Origin of the sequence: Mucilaginibacter sp. SMC90 (assembly GCF_022811725.1) — a bacterium.
Taxonomy (GTDB): domain Bacteria; phylum Bacteroidota; class Bacteroidia; order Sphingobacteriales; family Sphingobacteriaceae; genus Mucilaginibacter.
Map to the genome: position 1 here is coordinate 407,754 of NZ_CP094527.1, position 17,182 is coordinate 424,935.

The window sequence follows — 17,182 nt, forward strand, 5'->3', positions numbered from 1 at the left end:
CAGTTATCTTGTGAATTCATAAGGACAATTGTTTTGCAAATTCAGACGGCCTGGTCTTAGTCAGCTGGTAAAAGATATTACTGAAGGCAGATAGGTTATGATAACCGACCGTATGAGCGATCTCGCTGATCGATCTGTCGGTTCCAGCATCATTTCTATGGCTTTGACTTTAGCGGTGGTATGCGAAATGTCGCATTCATTGGCTAACGCACTAATGCAATTGGGGCTTCTGCGGCAAATGAACAGGTATTAGGATTTTCTAATGTTACATACCGGTAATCACTAAAAAGTTCCTGTTACAAAGTTTTCTTTCCTGGCCGTCTCGGGTCCGTAACGGCTAAAACAGGAAATTTAGTTTCCTGTGCTTTTCACAGGCGCTAGTTGTCTTTGAACAAACTTGCTCATAAGTCATTTAACTATGAGCAAAAATTCAAATTACACAATACTAATAATCAAGTTTGTTTCTGGTAAATCAGGTTACGAAACGCCGGGGTGAAAGAAACTGGAAGGCAGTAGGGTTGAATGTTGGCCTAAGCGCAGATGTTGTAAAAGAAAGACCTTTTGTTCGGACGCATGCTATCAGCGCAATAAAATAAGGCATTGTCCATTTGACAGGCCTTTTTGTCCGTTTCATTTATCCCGGCCCGTAAATATCCGGCATTAGGAGTTAAATTCACGTTATGAAAAAATTAAACGCTTTGCTTTTCCCTTTTTTCCTGGCACTGTTAGTAATCAAGGTCGCTCCGGCACGCGCGCAGGAGGTACATATCAAAGTTACTGCGATCAGGTCGGCAAAAGGAAAACTGCTGTTCTCGGTTTTTAAAGATAGTCAGAGCTATACCAGCGAAAAGCCGTATAAGAAATTTGTTGTCGACAAAAAAGGGCTGGCAAACGGTACGCTGAAAACCAGCTACCAGCTAGAACCTGGCACATATGGGATTATCGTAGTAGACGATGAAAATGAGAACGGTAAGATAGACAAAAACTTTATCGGTATGCCGAAAGAAGGGTTTGGCTTTTCTGATTTCTTCCTGGGAAAATTAAAGAAACCGGCCTTCGACGAGTTTAAATTTGAGCTTAGCCCCGCGCATGATCAAATTATGATCAAAGTAAAATATATGTGATCAGTCCGCCGTTCCCTCAAAAAAGATACCTTCGTATATGTTCAAGACCTACCAGATCAAATGGTACTTTATCCTGACCGGTATATTGACCTCGGTCACCAGTATCAGCCTGGGGCTGCGCCATGAAGGATTTAAATCGGTGAAATGGTGGGAATACCCACAGTATGCGTTCCAGGTCTCCCTGACGCTTTTTGCCTGCTGGATGGTCCACGGCTTTTTCCTGGTTCACCGGTTTAGCTGGCTGAAAAACTATCCGAAGCATTTTCTGAGCAATTTTACAGCGACCCTGGTTACATTTTTCCTGGCTTATTCTCTCTATGCGTTATTGCCTAATTCCCTGCTTAATGACAACGGCGTCACCTATGAAAGCTTATCCGATGTGATCGTTCATTTAATGAGTGCTTTTTTAGCGAGCATTGTTTCCTATGTGCTTTTTTACAGCATCTATACGAACGCCGAACTGCAAAATTCCAAGCTGGAGAACGAGCTGCTCGAGCAGGCGCATCTCCGCGCCCAGCTGCTTTCTCTGCAACAGCAGATCAGCCCGCATTTTTTATTCAATTCTTTGAGTACGCTAAAGACCATTGCCAGCGACCAGCCTACCAAAAACTATGTGGTTCAGCTGGCAGCCGTCTACCGCTATGTACTGAATTTTAACGAGCATTATCTTACGCCGCTCAAGGAAGAACTGGCTTTTATCAAGTCCTATCTTTATATCATGAAAGAGCGGTTTGAAGCGTCCCTGCTCGTGATCATCCATATCCCCGAGGAACATCTGGAGTTTATGATCCCGCCGCTTTCCCTGCAGCTGCTGATCGAGAACGCGATCAAACATAACATGATCTCACCGGAACGGCCACTGCAGATCACGATCCTGACCAACGATTCCCCGGAACTGATCGTGACCAATAACCTGCAGCTGAAAAAAGTACCTGAAGAAAGCACCGGTACCGGCCTTAAAAATATCACAGAGCGCTACAAACTACTGATGCACAAACCTGTTCAGATCACTAATGACGGCAATTATTTTGCAGTCACTTTACCTTTATTAAAAAAATGAGAGTGATCATCATAGAGGACGAAGCCAAAACCGCTAAAGAGCTCAAGGGCATGCTGCTGGAGCTGGACAGTGAAATGATCGTTGAAGCGGTCCTGCCCTCTGTCGCATCGGCGGTGAAATGGCTGAAGGAAAACCCTGCGCCGGAACTGATCTTCTCTGACATTCAACTGGGCGACGGTTTGAGCTTTGAGGTGTTCCGGGAAGTACAGACGGATGCGCCGGTGATCTTTTGCACGGCATTTGACGAATATGCGATCCGGGCCTTTGAATCGAACAGCATCGACTACCTGTTAAAACCGATCGAGGAAGCCATGCTGCAGCGCAGCCTGGAAAAGTACAGTCGCTTTAAAGACCATATGACCAGCGCTACCGCGTATGCCGGTAACCTGCATAAAGTGCTGGCGCAAATGGACACGGCCTACAAACAGAATATTCTAGTGCATTACCGGGAAAAGCTCATCCCGGTCCGGGTTGCGGATATTGCCTTCATCTATGCCTCCGGCGGCTCGGTCTGCCTGTATACCTTCAATGAAAAAAGCTACCCGGTTCAATATACCATCGAGCAATTGGAAACCCTGCTGAATCCCCAGCAGTTCTTCCGGGCCAACCGGCAATTTATTATTAACCGGGAGGCGGTACAGAATATCGAGCACTATTTTAACCGGAAACTTTATATCAGTACCAAACTGGCAAGCCCCGAAAAGATCATCATCAGCAAGATCAAAGCGCAGCCCTTTTTAAAGTGGATCGAACAATAAGGTAAATGTCCTGGTCACCAGAATTATGTTAAAACAATACTTATGCCTGCCGTCCTTCGGAAATGTCCGTTTCAACGCTGAATTTGTCCTTTTCATTCCAAAAACCGGGCCTTGAAATCTAAACGCAGCTATTTTTGTTACCATCATACCAAACACCGGCGATCCCAGCGGGTGAATGGCAGAATTCAATACAAAAACATGAAAAAATATAGCCTGTTGGCGCTGCTCAGCTTTATTCACATCTCTGTAATGGCTCAGCAGCAATGGAGCCTGAAGGAATGTATCGACTACGGACTGAAGAACAACCGCTCCGGCGTGGTCTACGAGAATGAAAAGCTGGCCGCCGATGCCCAGGCTAAAGAAGCGCTGGCAGACTACCTGCCGAAGGTCAGTGTAAACGGCACTTTTGATGATAACCTGAAAGTTCAGCAGTCTATCATCCCGGCCGGAATCTTTGGCCCCGAGGCGGTCAAAGTAGCTTTCACCCAGCGGTATAATACCAACGGCGTGGCTCAGTTGGACCAGACGATCTATGACCAGTCGCTGCTGAACGGCCTTAAAGCCAATAAGTACAATAAGCAGCAAGCGGACCTGAATGTCAAAAAGAATGAAGAAACGATCATTTACGATATCAGCAACGCTTATTACCAGATCTACGTTTACCGGGAACAACTCCGGCTGCTGAAGGCAAACCTCGAAACTTTCCGCAGGCAAATGGACATCTCGCACCTGCAGGTACAAAAAGGGGTTACCCTGCAAAAGGATCTGGATAAAGTCACCGTCAATTATAACAACGCCGTATCGCAGATCCGGGTGGCAGAAAGCAGTCTGACGCTTTCAGAGAACCAGTTGAAATATAATATGGGCTATCCGATCAACTCGGTTCTACCCCTGGATACGGCATCCCGCAAGGAGGTGACTGCTCCCATGATGATCAATACTTCAACCGATGCTTTTTCGGCCGCTAGCCGGACGGATTACCAGCTTTCTGAGATTAATGCCAGGCTGCTGGCCATCGACCAGCAAAGGATCAAAGCCGGCGCTATCCCGAAATTAACCGGCTACGCCCGTTATGGCGCTGTCGGTTTTGGCAATACCCTGGGGCCGGCATTCAGTGACCTGAACTCCTATTCCGCCATCGGTCTGAAACTGAGCATCCCGCTGTTTGATTTTTATAAACGGAACGCCCAGTACAGCCAGGCGAGGTATAAAAGCCTCAACGCCGCTGAGAACCTGAAGCTGGACGAAGGTAAATACCAGCTGGAATATGAGAATGCCAGGACAAAACTGATCAAAGCCCAGGCCAACCTGGAAAACGACCGCCGGAATGTGGAACTGGCGCAGTCCGTATTTAAAACCACCGACCTGCAGTACAGCAAGGGGGTAACCGACCTGAACGACTGGCTCAACGCCCGATACGCTATCAGGGACGCGCAAAATAATTACCTTAATTCCCTATATAGTTTTTACCAGGCCAGACTGGACCTCGAGAAAGCTGCCGGCACGCTTAAAACCTTCTATTCTTCACTGTGAATCTATGAAACGTAAATACATCATCGCCCTGATCGTTATTATTTTACTGGCACTGATTGTCTTCAGGCTGGCTTCCAATAAGCGTACGCTCGACAAAAAGAAGGAGCCGGCCAAGGATACTTTGGTGCGGATCCCGGTCAAGGTTGCCGCGGTTAAGGCAGAACGCCGGGAATTGAGCATGTTGAAAACAGGTACACTGGCGCCGTTTAAAGAGGCTAAAGTACTCGCCACCACGGGGGGCACGATCCGGCAGCTGAGATTTAACCTCGGTGATCACGTTAGTGAAGGTCAGGTATTGGCCGTGATCGATACGCGTTCAGCGCAGCTCGATCTGCAAAAAGCCGAAAGTGACGCCGCTAAATTACGTCGGGATCTTGATACTTACACGGAACTATTGACAGGTCAGGCGGCCACCCAGGAAAAAGTGAACGAGATCCGCCAGAATTACCTGGACGCCGTCAACCAGGTCAACCAGGTAAAAAAGCAGCTCAGTGATGCCTCGATCAAAGCGCCGACCAGCGGGATTATTTCCGAAAAGCCAGTAGAGCAGGGCGTTTTTGCGAATGCCGGCACACAGATCGCCACCATCGTTAATCTTTCGCAGGCGAAGGTCCAGCTGAACCTGACGGAAAACGAGGTTTACCAGGTCAGACAGGGCCAGCCGGTGAAGATCACGACAGATGTTTACCCCGGCCAGGTGTTTAATGGGCGGATCAGCTTTATCAGTCCGCAGGCTGATGAGACCCACAATTACCGCGTGGAGGTCATGGCGGCTAACAAAGACAGCAGCCCGCTCCGCTCGGGTACTTTTGTCTACGCCGATTTTTCCCGTCAAACCACGCAGGATGTACTGCTCATTCCCAGGGACGCGCTGACCCAAAGTGTAAAGGACGCCTCGGTTTATGTGGTTGAAAACAATGTGGTCCATCAAAAGCCGGTCAAGGCCGGGATCGAGATGAATGGCCTGATCCAGGTGGTCAGCGGCCTCAAAGCCGGCGAGATCGTAGTCACTTCCGGCCAGATCAACTTAAAGGACGGAACCCAGGTGATCATTTCTAAATAAAGCAAGATGTCTATAACCGAGATTGCCGTCAAGCGGCCCCTATTAATCATTGTCGTTTTTACCGTCCTTTTTATCTTTGGAATCAAGTCTTATTTAGGTTTGAACTACAACCTGCTGCCTAAGATCGACGTGCCCACTGTAACGGTGAGCACAGTTTATCCCGGCGCAGCGGCAGCCGAAGTAGAAACCTCGGTGACCAAGAAGCTGGAGGATGCCTTTTCGTCGGTAGAAGGACTCGATAAGATCACTTCTACCTCACAGGAAGGCGTATCAAGCGTAGTCGTGCAGCTGAAAGCCGGTACGGATATTGACCAGGCGGAACGTGATATCCAGCGCAAGGCGGACCAGGCGCAGAACGATCTGCCGGATAATATCAATAAACCCATTGTCAATAAGATCAACCTGGAAGACGCGCCGGTACTCAAGGCCGGTGTAACCTCCCGGCAGTCGCCACGTGAACTGTATGACTTCGTGGATAAACAGATCCGCCCCCTGCTGCAAAACGTGGCCGGCGTGGGTCAGGTGAATATCATCGGCGGTGATGAACGGCAGATCCAGGTGAATATCGACCAGGATAAGATGAAAGCTTATGGCCTGGGCATCGGCCAGTTAACCGATGTCTTAAGCAAAGCCAACCAATCCTATCCGGCCGGCAGTATTGAAACCCGGAATCAGCAGCAGTCCATTCGTTTTGATGCCAACGTGACCTCTACCGAACAGATCGGTAACCTCATCGTGCAGCAGCGGCCAAATGCAGGCAGTGTCTACCTGAAAGATGTCGCCGAAGTGATCGATGCCACCGCTAAGACGACGGCCATCAATCATATTGACGGCATTCCCTCTATCGGTATCCAGATCATCAAGCAGAGCGATGCCAACGCAGTAGAAGTAAGCAAGCAGGTAAGGCTGAAATTCGCTGATATCCAGGCGCAGTATAAAGACCAGCACCTGAACTTTGATGTCTCGTCCGATCAGAGCATTTATACGTTGAAATCAGCGGATGGCGTTATGGAGGACCTGGGGCTGGCGATCGTGATCGTAGGGATCGTGATGCTGGCTTTTTTGCACAGCTTTCGCAGTTCGATGTTCGTATTGGTGGCACTGCCGTCATCAATCATCCCGACGTTTATCGCGATGTACTTCCTCGGCTTCTCGCTTAATCTGATGACACTGATGGCGATGTCGCTGGTGGTGGGGATCCTTGTCGACGATTCTATCGTAGTACTGGAAAACATCTACCGCCACCTGGAGATGGGCCGCGATAAAGAGACAGCTGCGCTGGAAGGCCGGAGCGAGATCGGTTTTACCGCATTGGCCATTACCCTGGTGGACGTCGTGGTATTCCTGCCGATCGCCTTTGCCGGAGGTATCATCGGGCAACTGCTGCAGGAGTTCTCACTCGTGGTGGTGTTTTCCACGCTAATGAGTTTATTTGTTTCGTTCACCGTTACACCAATGCTCGCGGCAAAATTCGGCAAGATTGAAAAGCTAAATGAAAAAAGCCTGTGGGGTAAACTTAATTTGGGATTCGAGCACTTTTTAGATGTATTGAAAGAAGATTACGGCAAATTGCTCGCCGTTGTGCTAACTAAAAAAAGATGGTTACTATCGGGGGTTATCCTGCTCATTTTGGGGGCTGTTGCATTGGTGCCTTTCGGATTTATCGGCGCCGCCTTTATACCGAGCGCAGATCAGGGCGAATTATTGATCACCCTGGAACTGGCTCCTTCCGCTTCGATCTATCAGACCAATATGATCACCCAGCAGGCCGAAAAGCTGATCATGAAACAACCCGAGGTAACGAAGGTATTTTCCAGCGTCGGATTTGTTACCGGTAGCGTGGCCGGCACCACCAATAATAACAACCTGGCCGAGATCACTGTAACGATGGTTGATAAAAAGCAGCGTAACATCACCGCTGAAGATTTTGGCGGGAAGCTGCAAAAGCAACTGAGCGCTGTGATACCGGGCGTTAAGATCACTTCCTCGCCAACTTCTATCACCGGGGGCGCCAACCAGGCGCCGATCCAGATCGCAGTTAAAGGGATCGACCTGAAAGCGGTACGTAAGGTTGCCGAAGCCTATAAAAAAATAGTAGCGTCGGTACCGGGCACCCGCTTTGTAGAGCTTTCCGTAAAAGATCAGAAACCGCAGGTAGAGGTTACCCTTAACCGCGAAAAAATGACCCTTCTGGGTATTGATGCCAGCCAGGTAGGTGCTGCCTTGCAAAACGCCTTCAGCGGCAATGATAAGAGTAAGTTTAAAGAGAATGGTAACGAGTACGATATCCTGATTAGTCTGGATAGTTACGACCGGTCGGACATCAACAATGTCAGGAATCTTTCTTTCACCAATAGCGACGGCCAAAGCTTTGTACTGAGCCAGTTTGCTGAGGTTACCGAGGGTCTGGGTGAAAGTGTTTTGCAGCGCAGTGACCGACTGGGTGCCATCACCGTAAACTCCAATGTGGCCGGCCGCCCCTCGGGCTCTGTAACAGAAGACATTAAGAAAAAACTTCCGCAGGTACAATTGCCTGAAGGTGTATCAGTGGAGTTTTTGGGGGACGCCAAGAACCAGGCAGATGCCTTCGGTAGCTTGTTCTTTGCGCTGGGTGTGGCGATCGTGCTGGTTTACCTGATCATGGTGGCGCTGTACGAAAATGCGATCTACCCCTTCGTGGTTCTTTTTTCGATCCCCGTTGCCCTGGTAGGCGCTTTATTGGCTTTGGCGCTGACAATGCAGACCCTGAATATTTTTTCCCTTATCGGGGTGATCATGCTGCTGGGCCTAGTATCGAAGAACGCGATCCTGATCGTGGATTTTACCAATCATTTAAAAGCGCAGGGGCACCCGGTGATGGAGGCCCTGATAGAGGCCGGCAAGGAACGATTAAGGCCGATACTGATGACTACTTTGGCCATGATATTGGGGATGCTGCCCATCGCCATAGCCAGCGGCGCCGGCGCCGAGATCAAGAACGGCATGGCCTGGGTGATTATCGGCGGGTTAACCAGTTCAATGATCCTGACGCTGTTCGTCGTGCCTTCCATGTACCTGATCATTGAGCATATTTTGCTTAAATTCAAAAAGAAAAAAACCGGTGATGGTCAACTGCGCCTGGATGCCCATCATTTGCATAACCTATAATCAACAATTGTTCACCTGCCCCGGCAGCATAATCTCCTGCTGCCGGGGCATGATAGCGCGTAAATTAAACCTGGTTTATAAAAAATTATTAATTACGCTGGACGTGTATGCCTCAGAACCAAAACAGATCGCAAACGGATGATATGTCTATTATGAATATTCGCGGAGATCAACCTATTTCTTTAACGTTTACTACCGACGCTAACAGCATTAATAAACTTGCAGACCAAGTGATGGCTTTGCTTATTACAGTTCATTAGCCGCCCGCAAAATCGCTGGATCTCGTGATTCCAATTGTTAATTTATTCATATGCAGTGACAAGGACTGGCAAATGGCCAGCACCGCTATTGGACAGAAGTCACCATACATTCGTGAATGGCGAACTATTTTAGTGCCGGAGGCTCTATAAAAAGTTTATTTCTTCGTGCAAAATGTGCGTTTTTAGCGTTTAAACGAGGTTTTTTGAATGGCCTAAAAAAGTGATAGCCTCGATGGTAGCCTTTTAGATTAATTCAATTTAACCGGATTTTATAGAACGATTTTGTAATGCAATTTACGTCGAAAAACCATTTAAAGCAAACAATAATTAATGCTTAAAAAAATAGAAAGATGTCAATATTGAATTAACAAGTAGGTAAAGAAATGACCTTATAAAGGTTTTGGGCAGATAACTCATTTAATTGATATCATATTGTTGTTGAAGCTAATCTAGATGCACTATTTAAATTGAGTGTTTTATACTTCTGATTTTAAATTTATTATTCCGCGAGGAATCAAAAAGCTTCACATAATCGTCTATTGATAACCGTAAATTATCGGCTATTTCCTGATTGTCATATTGAAATTCTCTTTTTAATATATTGACGATTTCATTTAATACTTTTGGTTCATCAAGATCGACAAATCCTGTTTCATTTTTTCTCTCATTTCGCCGCCCCAGTTCAATCATTAAATATTTATATGTTGATTCTGTAATAAGCCCAATTGTTTTTGCTCTTCTAATAATAAACGCCTTTGATACACCCCAATAGGATTTTAACATGGCAAGTTTATTATAACTTAAGTTTTGTAGATCCCGGTAACAGTCTTTGTGGGGCATCAAAAATTCTGATGCAAAAGCATTTGCTTCATTTTCAAAGTCTCTCCATGGCTCAATTGAACACGGTATATGCATAACTAGGTGGCCTAACTCATGAGCAAGGGTATATTTCATTCGGTCATGTGGCATGTTTTTATTTACGAAAAGTATTGGTGTGCCTGCATCTGTATACGCCGTTAGCCCATCAAATTTTTCTTCTTCCGAGTCATAAAAATAAACGATAATACCGCTTTCCTCAATATGGGTAACGATATCTTTTACCGGGCCAGGCGACAATCTATAAATCTCACGCATTCTATCAGCGGCAGCTTCAGGAGTCCAACCATCCGAGAGATTAAATGAATATTTAAGATATTCAGGTAGTTCAATATCTGTAAGGAAGTGGTCAATGCCTTTTAAAATATGTTTCACATCAGAAATAATCTTATCAAGTTTTTTTTGCGGAACTGTAGCTCGTTTTCTAAAATAGATATTTGCCAGTGGTGTATGTAATTCTTCTTGATAAAAAAAGCTCAACGGATAATTTAAGGCATCAGCTATCATCTGCGCTGTTGCTTGCGATAAATTTAATTCTCCCTTTTCAATCTTTGATAAATTTGGTTGATTGATTTTTGGCAATAGTTCTGCCAATTGTTTCTGAGTTAACTCCCTAAAGGTTCGAGCCAACTCCAACATTTTAGGATTAAAACCATTCATAAGTAGTAAATTAAAGAAGTTATTCCGCTTTCTTTTTGATTTTAACAACGCCTTCTTTGATCTTAGGCGATACTGGAACGATAGGCTGAACAGGCATCGTAACGATATTAGAACCATTTTTGTCATCTAACATCATTAAATCTGATATCCAAAGGGTTTTCTCGCCATCGATACAAACCGCATACACACCAGTAAAATCTGACCAGTCTTCAGAAGCGGTATATCCTAAAAAAATATTAGGGAATACGTCTATATGAGAATTAGATAATTGGTTATAAATGAGAACAGAATCAACAGTAGGAATATTGGATGGCCTCATTTGTGTATCTAATTTTTTTATAAAAATCCTTTCATTTCCTGCACCGGTAAGTTGAAATCGCTGTTTTGTAGCGTGGCCGCAAAGCTGGGGGAAATGTTTAATCAATTCCCCTTTTAAGAATCCGCTCATAACAACAGACGGAAGGTTTTTGTCTTGACTAATAGGTTCAATCGTTGAAAATATCTCCTTGTGTAGCCGCGCGAACGCTCTGGGAACCATGTCACGGAATGCTATTAGCACATCTAAATTTTTGTTTTCAAAGTCTGCCTGAGCAGGTGCTTTTCTTTTTTGGAATTGAGATGCGTCGAACAGTGAACTTTGTATAAACATGATTATGCTATTTGATTTCTCAAAGATAGACAAAAGAATATTTTTTACAAATTTATGTGAATATTTTTTTTAAAAAAATGTGCGAATAGATAGCTCACGGATATTAAGAGGGTCACTATTAATTACGACAGAATAATAAAACCTAAATATTAAGATTTTTGAAATCTCTCAGAGTAGTAAACTTGTTTAGATATTTGAAGGTTTGAGGTGGTGAAAATCGGGGATGTATAAGTTTTATTGCACTTAATAAAATTTCAGCATCTAACTGAAAAACCTCGCTTATCTCAATTCCAACCGCTTTTCTATGATTTTTATAATATTCATCAAAACTAACCTTATCAATCCCTAGATATTCTTTATGGCACAGCCACATCTCCTCTGGTGTACAAATCAGGATATTTTTAACAAATGCAATAGCTGTTACAGCCTTCTTAGGTTGAGTTGTATAAATAATTAAAGTGTCCCCTGGCGAAGCTTTAGGAACGGATTTGCGAAGTTCAATCGTTTTCCTGCCCGATAGGATTTTCCTTACATATTTTTCTTTGATTGATATCAGAATTAGTTTACTCATTTGCTGCTATTAATCCGTTACCCATCGAATATAATTGCATAAAAGTAACGGTTTTAATTCTTAAAGGCGATTGAAAGTTATTATCAGACTCATTATTATCAGCTAATACCTGCTTTACCTTAGCAAGAGAAATAGCATTTGGGAACGATTCGGAATCGCTAAATCTTAATACTTTAATTGGTTTTGCGGCAACACCTTTAACTAATTTTAAAATATCTCTTTTCCAGTTATAAACGCCAAATTTTTCATGTTTCTTATAGAGATCCTTTGCCGGACCAACAACAATTTCATTTAAATAAGAAGAACAGACTATTGCCTTTTGCCGTGTGGAAATATCATCGGCGCTTGCATACCATAATATTCTGGCCGGAGTTTTTTCCACGTTAGGATTTATATTCCTGTAATAAACGTTTTCTTTACTCCATATCAAGCTCGGCTGAACACCAAAAAGCTCAGACTTCGCTGCTTTTGTGTCAAAAAGTTCTTTTGCGTAGTATGGCTTTATCGGAATAATAAAACACGGGATTTCTGCATCCGTTATCTTTAAAGGCCAGAGTAGCTTCTCCAGAGTAAGCATGTTTAAATAAGATTCCGTATCTGTTTTTTGATCGATTGCATTTATTAGATCATCTAATTCTGGAATTTGCCCCCTAATATCTTTTAGTTCTTCTTTTATATCATTTGATTGATAAAGCCCGGATTTTATACCACGGATGTAGGTTGTTTTTTGTTGGAAGAAACCACAAGTAATTAATAGATCCTTTTCCAGATCCGTCAAAAAGGCATCCTCAATAACAATGAATTTTTTCTTTTTGGACAATGCCATTTTAACCAAATCATTCACATTTTGAATAAAAATAGTCTGTCTCAACGAATATTGTTTTGTACGAATTATAGGCACATGGAAAATATTATCAGACTCATAATATCCAAATAAGGCGACAATGTTTCCTCCTTCCTTTATCACCTGAACACAACCGGTAGGTTTTGCAATCAAATTGTTGATAGTAGAACTGTAAATAGATTTTTTCTCACCAGCACCATTATTCAAAAAAATTAAATCAACATCCTGCCTTTCACCCGGTTTAAGTTTAGAAACAGAAAAGTTGTTACCTGATAATTTATTTGGATAATAATCTTCCGCATTTATAGATAGGTCAATTTCCGAAATCAAAGTAGATGGGGTAACTATCTTTAATTGATAACGCTTGAGTATTGGTTTGGCTAGTTTTAAAATACCTTCATCCAGGGTAACAAAGTATGGAAAGCCAGATAAAATGGTTTCGGCAATTTGCCGCCTGTCAGAGCGATCGTTGTCCGAATTACCCGGAAAAATAGTTAATAATTCCTGCTCAATTAATTTTATACTTGGCTTGTCAATATTTAATTCTGGGAAATCTTTTAAAAATGATCTGCTACGCTCTCGCCGTGTGGTATTAGCATCCCTAAATATTTCACTTGTTGTTTCAGAGGTTTGATAGTATTCAGTCTCTGTAACTAACCAGTCACTCTGTAATTGTGCAATTTCATCCCTAACAACATCTGTAATGGACATATCCATCAGTTTAGCGATAATATTAAAATCCAGAACAGCTTTAATCTTATCATTTTTTTGAATGGAAAAAAGATCTTCTTTACCAAAGCTATACCACCAAATTACTAAGTGTACATTAGGATTATTTCCACGGCTAGGCAGCTTTCCTTTCGGTTGAAAATTATATCTTGTCCAAAATTTAATGGCTTGAGAGTAATCACTCCTGCAACTCAATTTAATTCCCCTTGCCTGATGTTTGAATTCTTCAACCAGTCTATCTAAAAGTTTCTCCGAATACCCTTGTCCTCTGAACGATTTATCAATACATAAATGGACAATAGATAGCGTTTGGGTTCTGGCGGTATAGCGAAATTGTAAATAACCAGCTACATGTGTATCTACCAAAACAATTAATATCCATTTTTTTATTACGCAATCCCTAAATGCGTCTTTAGGCATTAGACCTAACGTGGCTCGGTTTAAGCCCCATATTTTATAAATATCTTCAAGATGGTCAGTCTTTGCAAAAATTATTTTTGATTGCATGTAATAAAGTAGGATTCGTCTAAATTACACTAATTATTAATATGTTAAGAAGATACATTGTATAATACGGAGAAGTTGACCAGGTGATTCCGTGGCAAATTGACCACCTAAAGTGCTGGCGAACGAGCGCAGCGAACGCTGTAGAAGCGTTGTCAAAAGTAGTTATTTAAAGTGTGTTTTGCAGATAGCTTTTTTCGGGCTCTGCCGGCCTTCTTTTTCTCATCGACTCTCCTTTCAGTTCCATCCGGTGCGCATCATGCACGATACGGTCAAGGATAGCATCAGCGATCGTCTTTTCACCAATGACCTCATACCATTTACTGACCGGCAGCTGAGAGGTGATGATCAGCGATGTCTTACCGTGCCTGTCCTCAATGATCTCCATCAGTGCAGCCCTGCTCTGCGCATCAAAAGGCTGTATACCGAAGTCATCCAGGATCAGTAGTTGCTGGCGTTCCAGTTTGGCGACATCCTTCATGTAGGAACCATCTGCCTTGGCCATCTTCAGCTTAGCGAAGAGCTTGGGTGTACTGGCATAGAACACGCGGTAACCCAGTATGCAGGCCTGGTGTCCGATAGCAGAAGCAATGTAGCTTTTGCCGATACCGGTGCTGCCTGTGATCAGCAGGTTCTCATTACGGTCAATAAAGTGACAGTCTGCCAAACGCATCACCTGGTTGCGGTCGATGCTGCGATCTGCATGATAATGAATGTTCTCTACCGATGCTTTATAGCGGAACTTGGCGTACATGATGGTACGCTCTATGCGCCTGTTCTGCCGGTCGTCCCATTCGGCCTCTACCAGGTGAGCCAGCAGTTCATCAGTAGTGTATTCAGCGGTCTGGCCCGTTTCCAGGCAGCTTTTAAAGGCATGGTACATGCCAAAGAACTTCAGCTTGCGAAGTTTGTCCAAGGTGTTCGTGTTCATATCGATCTATTTATTAATGGTTATTTATAGTAGTTCTCTCCACGGATATTGTCATGGCTGGGCATAGGCAGTTCGTCAGCAAATAAGCTATCCTCGTAGCTGTCCATCTTGTTCTCCAGTATCTGCTGTATAGTCTTGTAGTTATAAACGCCATAACCGAGTGCACGCCTGCAGGCACTGGCCAGCCTTTCGTTACCTGCCTTACGCGCCAGGCTGAGGATACCGATACAGGAGCGGTAAGCTTGTTCCGGGTGTTGCTTCCGGTCCAGTATCTTCAGGATGTAAAGCCTCACATCCTCATGAATGGATGCCGCCCATTCCAGGAACTTATCGGGTGTCCATTCGGTCATAAAGCGGTGTGTCGAAGCCAGGTGGTCTTTATCCGTAGTATAGCTGTAAGGGCTTTTGATACGCCTGTGCATGGCAATGCGTTCGTAGTGGTAATAGACCTCTACGTTGGTGCGGGAATACAGCAGTTTGACCTTCCTGCCGATGAAGCGGTACGGTACGCTGTAGTAGTGTTTGTCGATACCAAGACAAACATGCCCGTTCTTCATTACGGTGGCCTGGTGCTGCCGTTTGAACTCATAACGTAATGCCGGTAATGGCGAGAGAGCCTGGCGTTCTATCTCCTCGAACTGGAGCTTTCTGCTGTAATTGCGGCCTTTCAGCGGCTGGCTGTTATGTGCTTCTAAAGCGACCTTGACCGCTGTGTTCAGTTCTGCAAGGGTATGATAGGCCTCTTTGCGAATAGGTGCGTAGATACGGCTGTAAACGATCTTAACAGCTCCTTCTACCAGTGCTTTGTCGCGAGGGCGGTACGCCCTCGCTGGTAAGATGGTCGTTCCGTAATGGTCGGCAAAGTCGGCAAAGGTCTCGTTCAGTGTTGGCTCATAGCGGTTGCTTTTGGTAACGGCAGCCTTCAGGTTGTCGGGAACGATGGCGGCAGGTACGCCGCCATAAAAGTGCAGGGCATTCTCGCAGGCTGCTATAAAGTCTTCTTTCTGCTGGCTCAGCACAGCTTCAACATAGGTCAATTGACTGGCGCCAAGGATAGCAACGAACACCTCGGCCTCAATGACCTCACCGGTATCCTTGTCCGTTATGCTTAGCTTTTCACCGGCAAAGTCCACATACAGCTTATCACCGGCTTTATGATCCAGGTGCATTGTGGGGTTCACGCGGGCTTTCCACTGGTTGTAATAAAAGCAGAATTGGGTGTATTTGAACCCGTCAGGGAACTCTTTGATATAAGCTTCCCACAGGATGCGGCGGTTCATACCGACCCGCTTTAGCTCTTTATCTATTTGCGGGAAACATCGTTGCAGGGCTACCATCCGCTTGTCCGGAGGGCGTTCACTGCTTTTGCCAAAGAAGTCCTCCAGCTCTTTATCATTAAGGGTATTGATCTCTTCGAACGTAAAGCCGCTGGCATCGAACGCAATAAGGTACTTCTTTGCGGTATTGCGTGACACGCCGGTCTGGGCCGCTATCGATAGCTTGCTGCGGCCCTGGCTGTACATCCTTAGGATCTGTCTTATCTTACTCATGCTTATCGTAGTGTTGGCCATTAGTGAAGTTGTTAAACCTCAAAAATAGGCCTGCTTCTACAGCATAAGCGGCTCGTTCGGGGTGGTCAGTTTCCTCCGAAATCAGGTGGTCACTTTCCCGCGGAATCGGTGGTCAGTTTGCGCCGAAATCAGGTGGTCAATATCAGCGAATTCTCCAGATTAAACCTCATTCCTCCCACAAATCGTTGATTAATAGCTGATTAAATAGCTTCAAGGGTACCTAATTTCCAAAAAACAAATGGTACCCTCAACGGTACCCTTTTTGGCCTGGAAAACTTGATTGGATCTGATATGCTTTTTTGCAGAAAGCCGCCTAAAAAAGCCGTAAACGCAAAAAAGCCCTACTTTTCAGTAAGGCTTTTTGCTATTTAGCGGAATGGACGGGACTCGAACCCGCGACCCCATGCGTGACAGGCATGTATTCTAACCAGCTGAACTACCACTCCTCCGTTTGGGGTTGCAAATATACAAACCTTTTTAATTTATGCAAATTGTAAAACAAAAAAAGCTTTAAACGCAAAAAAGCCTCAACTTTTTCAAGTTAAGGCTTTTAGCGGAATGGACGGCTCCGTAACCCTGTCCATTTATATGCTGTTATTCAGTATTTTACCAATCTTCAACTACTGTGCTCCCGAATTTTTTCTGAGCAAGGACAATAGCATTCAATATCAAATGATACTGACAAAAATAAGAAAAACTGACAAATAGCAGCCAATTGTAATCATGATTAAAACATAGAGAGACATTATGAGTTGGTGTAATAGGCGGCCACGCTATTGAACTCACCATACCTTATTCATCACTTAAGCAACCAAAAGCGCTAGCCGGGTAAACTGTCAGGGCCGGGGCGCAACCGCTGAAAGCGGACAACCCGCGCCACGCTTGTATAGCCTTGACTTTTT

At 44.5% G+C, this 17,182-nt stretch carries 13 protein-coding genes and 1 tRNA gene; 6 read left to right on the forward strand and 8 right to left on the reverse strand.

Features of this window, described 5'->3' with window-relative positions; all coding sequences use genetic code 11:
• Positions 1-16 precede the first annotated feature (16 nt).
• Complete coding sequence (locus MTO98_RS34385) at positions 17-130, reverse strand: hypothetical protein (RefSeq protein WP_371825442.1); 114 nt, start codon at positions 128-130, stop codon at positions 17-19.
• 550 nt (positions 131-680) lie between these two features.
• Between MTO98_RS34385 and MTO98_RS01820 the strand changes: the two genes are divergently transcribed.
• The 6 genes from MTO98_RS01820 to MTO98_RS01845 all read left to right on the forward strand — a co-directional run bounded on the left by MTO98_RS01820 (position 681) and on the right by MTO98_RS01845 (position 8,685).
• A complete protein-coding gene (locus MTO98_RS01820; RefSeq protein WP_243484985.1) occupies positions 681-1,124 on the forward strand; it encodes a DUF2141 domain-containing protein in 444 nt (147 codons plus the stop codon).
• Between the two features lie 37 nt (positions 1,125-1,161).
• Positions 1,162-2,184: a sensor histidine kinase gene (locus MTO98_RS01825; protein WP_243484986.1), complete on the forward strand. Its 1,023-nt coding sequence runs from the start codon at positions 1,162-1,164 to the stop codon at positions 2,182-2,184.
• Positions 2,181-2,942: a LytTR family DNA-binding domain-containing protein gene (locus MTO98_RS01830; protein WP_243484987.1), complete on the forward strand. Its 762-nt coding sequence runs from the start codon at positions 2,181-2,183 to the stop codon at positions 2,940-2,942. The genes MTO98_RS01825 and MTO98_RS01830 overlap by 4 nt, the downstream gene beginning before the upstream one ends.
• A gap of 198 nt (positions 2,943-3,140) precedes the next feature.
• Positions 3,141-4,475: a TolC family protein gene (locus MTO98_RS01835; RefSeq protein WP_243484988.1), complete on the forward strand. Its 1,335-nt coding sequence runs from the start codon at positions 3,141-3,143 to the stop codon at positions 4,473-4,475.
• A 4-nt stretch (positions 4,476-4,479) separates the two neighbouring features.
• Entirely contained in the window at positions 4,480-5,538 is a 1,059-nt protein-coding gene (locus tag MTO98_RS01840) for an efflux RND transporter periplasmic adaptor subunit (protein WP_243484989.1), read from the forward strand.
• A gap of 6 nt (positions 5,539-5,544) precedes the next feature.
• A complete protein-coding gene (locus MTO98_RS01845) occupies positions 5,545-8,685 on the forward strand; it encodes an efflux RND transporter permease subunit (RefSeq protein ID WP_243484990.1) in 3,141 nt (1,046 codons plus the stop codon).
• A 722-nt stretch (positions 8,686-9,407) separates the two neighbouring features.
• Here the strand turns inward: MTO98_RS01845 and MTO98_RS01850 are convergent.
• The 7 genes from MTO98_RS01850 to MTO98_RS01880 form a co-directional block, all read right to left on the reverse strand.
• Positions 9,408-10,481: an ImmA/IrrE family metallo-endopeptidase gene (locus MTO98_RS01850; protein WP_243484991.1), complete on the reverse strand. Its 1,074-nt coding sequence runs from the start codon at positions 10,479-10,481 to the stop codon at positions 9,408-9,410.
• 19 nt (positions 10,482-10,500) lie between these two features.
• Positions 10,501-11,130, reverse strand: coding sequence for a hypothetical protein (locus tag MTO98_RS01855; RefSeq protein ID WP_243484992.1), 630 nt, complete (start codon positions 11,128-11,130; stop codon positions 10,501-10,503).
• A 142-nt stretch (positions 11,131-11,272) separates the two neighbouring features.
• Positions 11,273-11,701 (reverse strand): ASCH domain-containing protein, encoded by a 429-nt coding sequence (locus MTO98_RS01860; protein ID WP_243484993.1) that lies wholly within the window; start codon positions 11,699-11,701, stop codon positions 11,273-11,275.
• Entirely contained in the window at positions 11,694-13,781 is a 2,088-nt protein-coding gene (locus MTO98_RS01865; protein WP_243484994.1) for a GNAT family N-acetyltransferase, read from the reverse strand. The genes MTO98_RS01860 and MTO98_RS01865 overlap by 8 nt, the downstream gene beginning before the upstream one ends.
• Positions 13,782-13,947: 166 nt before the next feature.
• Positions 13,948-14,709: an IS21-like element helper ATPase IstB gene (gene istB / locus MTO98_RS01870; RefSeq protein WP_119407387.1), complete on the reverse strand. Its 762-nt coding sequence runs from the start codon at positions 14,707-14,709 to the stop codon at positions 13,948-13,950.
• Positions 14,710-14,729: 20 nt separating this feature from the next.
• Entirely contained in the window at positions 14,730-16,259 is a 1,530-nt protein-coding gene (istA, locus tag MTO98_RS01875; RefSeq protein ID WP_243481480.1) for an IS21 family transposase, read from the reverse strand.
• A gap of 393 nt (positions 16,260-16,652) precedes the next feature.
• Positions 16,653-16,726 (reverse strand) — tRNA-Asp (locus MTO98_RS01880).
• Between the last annotated feature and the right edge of the window lie 456 nt (positions 16,727-17,182).

Bases quoted from the DNA above. Each gene is read 5' to 3' on its own strand.
- istB (WP_119407387.1), bottom strand. From the start codon at position 14,709: ATGAACACGAACACCTTGGACAAACTTCGCAAGCTGAAGTTCTTTGGC.
- MTO98_RS01820 (WP_243484985.1), top strand. From the start codon at position 681: ATGAAAAAATTAAACGCTTTGCTTTTCCCTTTTTTCCTGGCACTGTTA.
- istA (WP_243481480.1), bottom strand. From the start codon at position 16,259: ATGAGTAAGATAAGACAGATCCTAAGGATGTACAGCCAGGGCCGCAGC.
- MTO98_RS01835 (WP_243484988.1), top strand. From the start codon at position 3,141: ATGAAAAAATATAGCCTGTTGGCGCTGCTCAGCTTTATTCACATCTCT.
- MTO98_RS01830 (WP_243484987.1), top strand. From the start codon at position 2,181: ATGAGAGTGATCATCATAGAGGACGAAGCCAAAACCGCTAAAGAGCTC.
- MTO98_RS01860 (WP_243484993.1), bottom strand. From the start codon at position 11,701: ATGAGTAAACTAATTCTGATATCAATCAAAGAAAAATATGTAAGGAAA.
- MTO98_RS01865 (WP_243484994.1), bottom strand. From the start codon at position 13,781: ATGCAATCAAAAATAATTTTTGCAAAGACTGACCATCTTGAAGATATT.
- MTO98_RS01840 (WP_243484989.1), top strand. From the start codon at position 4,480: ATGAAACGTAAATACATCATCGCCCTGATCGTTATTATTTTACTGGCA.
- MTO98_RS01845 (WP_243484990.1), top strand. From the start codon at position 5,545: ATGTCTATAACCGAGATTGCCGTCAAGCGGCCCCTATTAATCATTGTC.
- MTO98_RS01855 (WP_243484992.1), bottom strand. From the start codon at position 11,130: ATGTTTATACAAAGTTCACTGTTCGACGCATCTCAATTCCAAAAAAGA.
- MTO98_RS01825 (WP_243484986.1), top strand. From the start codon at position 1,162: ATGTTCAAGACCTACCAGATCAAATGGTACTTTATCCTGACCGGTATA.
- MTO98_RS01850 (WP_243484991.1), bottom strand. From the start codon at position 10,481: ATGAATGGTTTTAATCCTAAAATGTTGGAGTTGGCTCGAACCTTTAGG.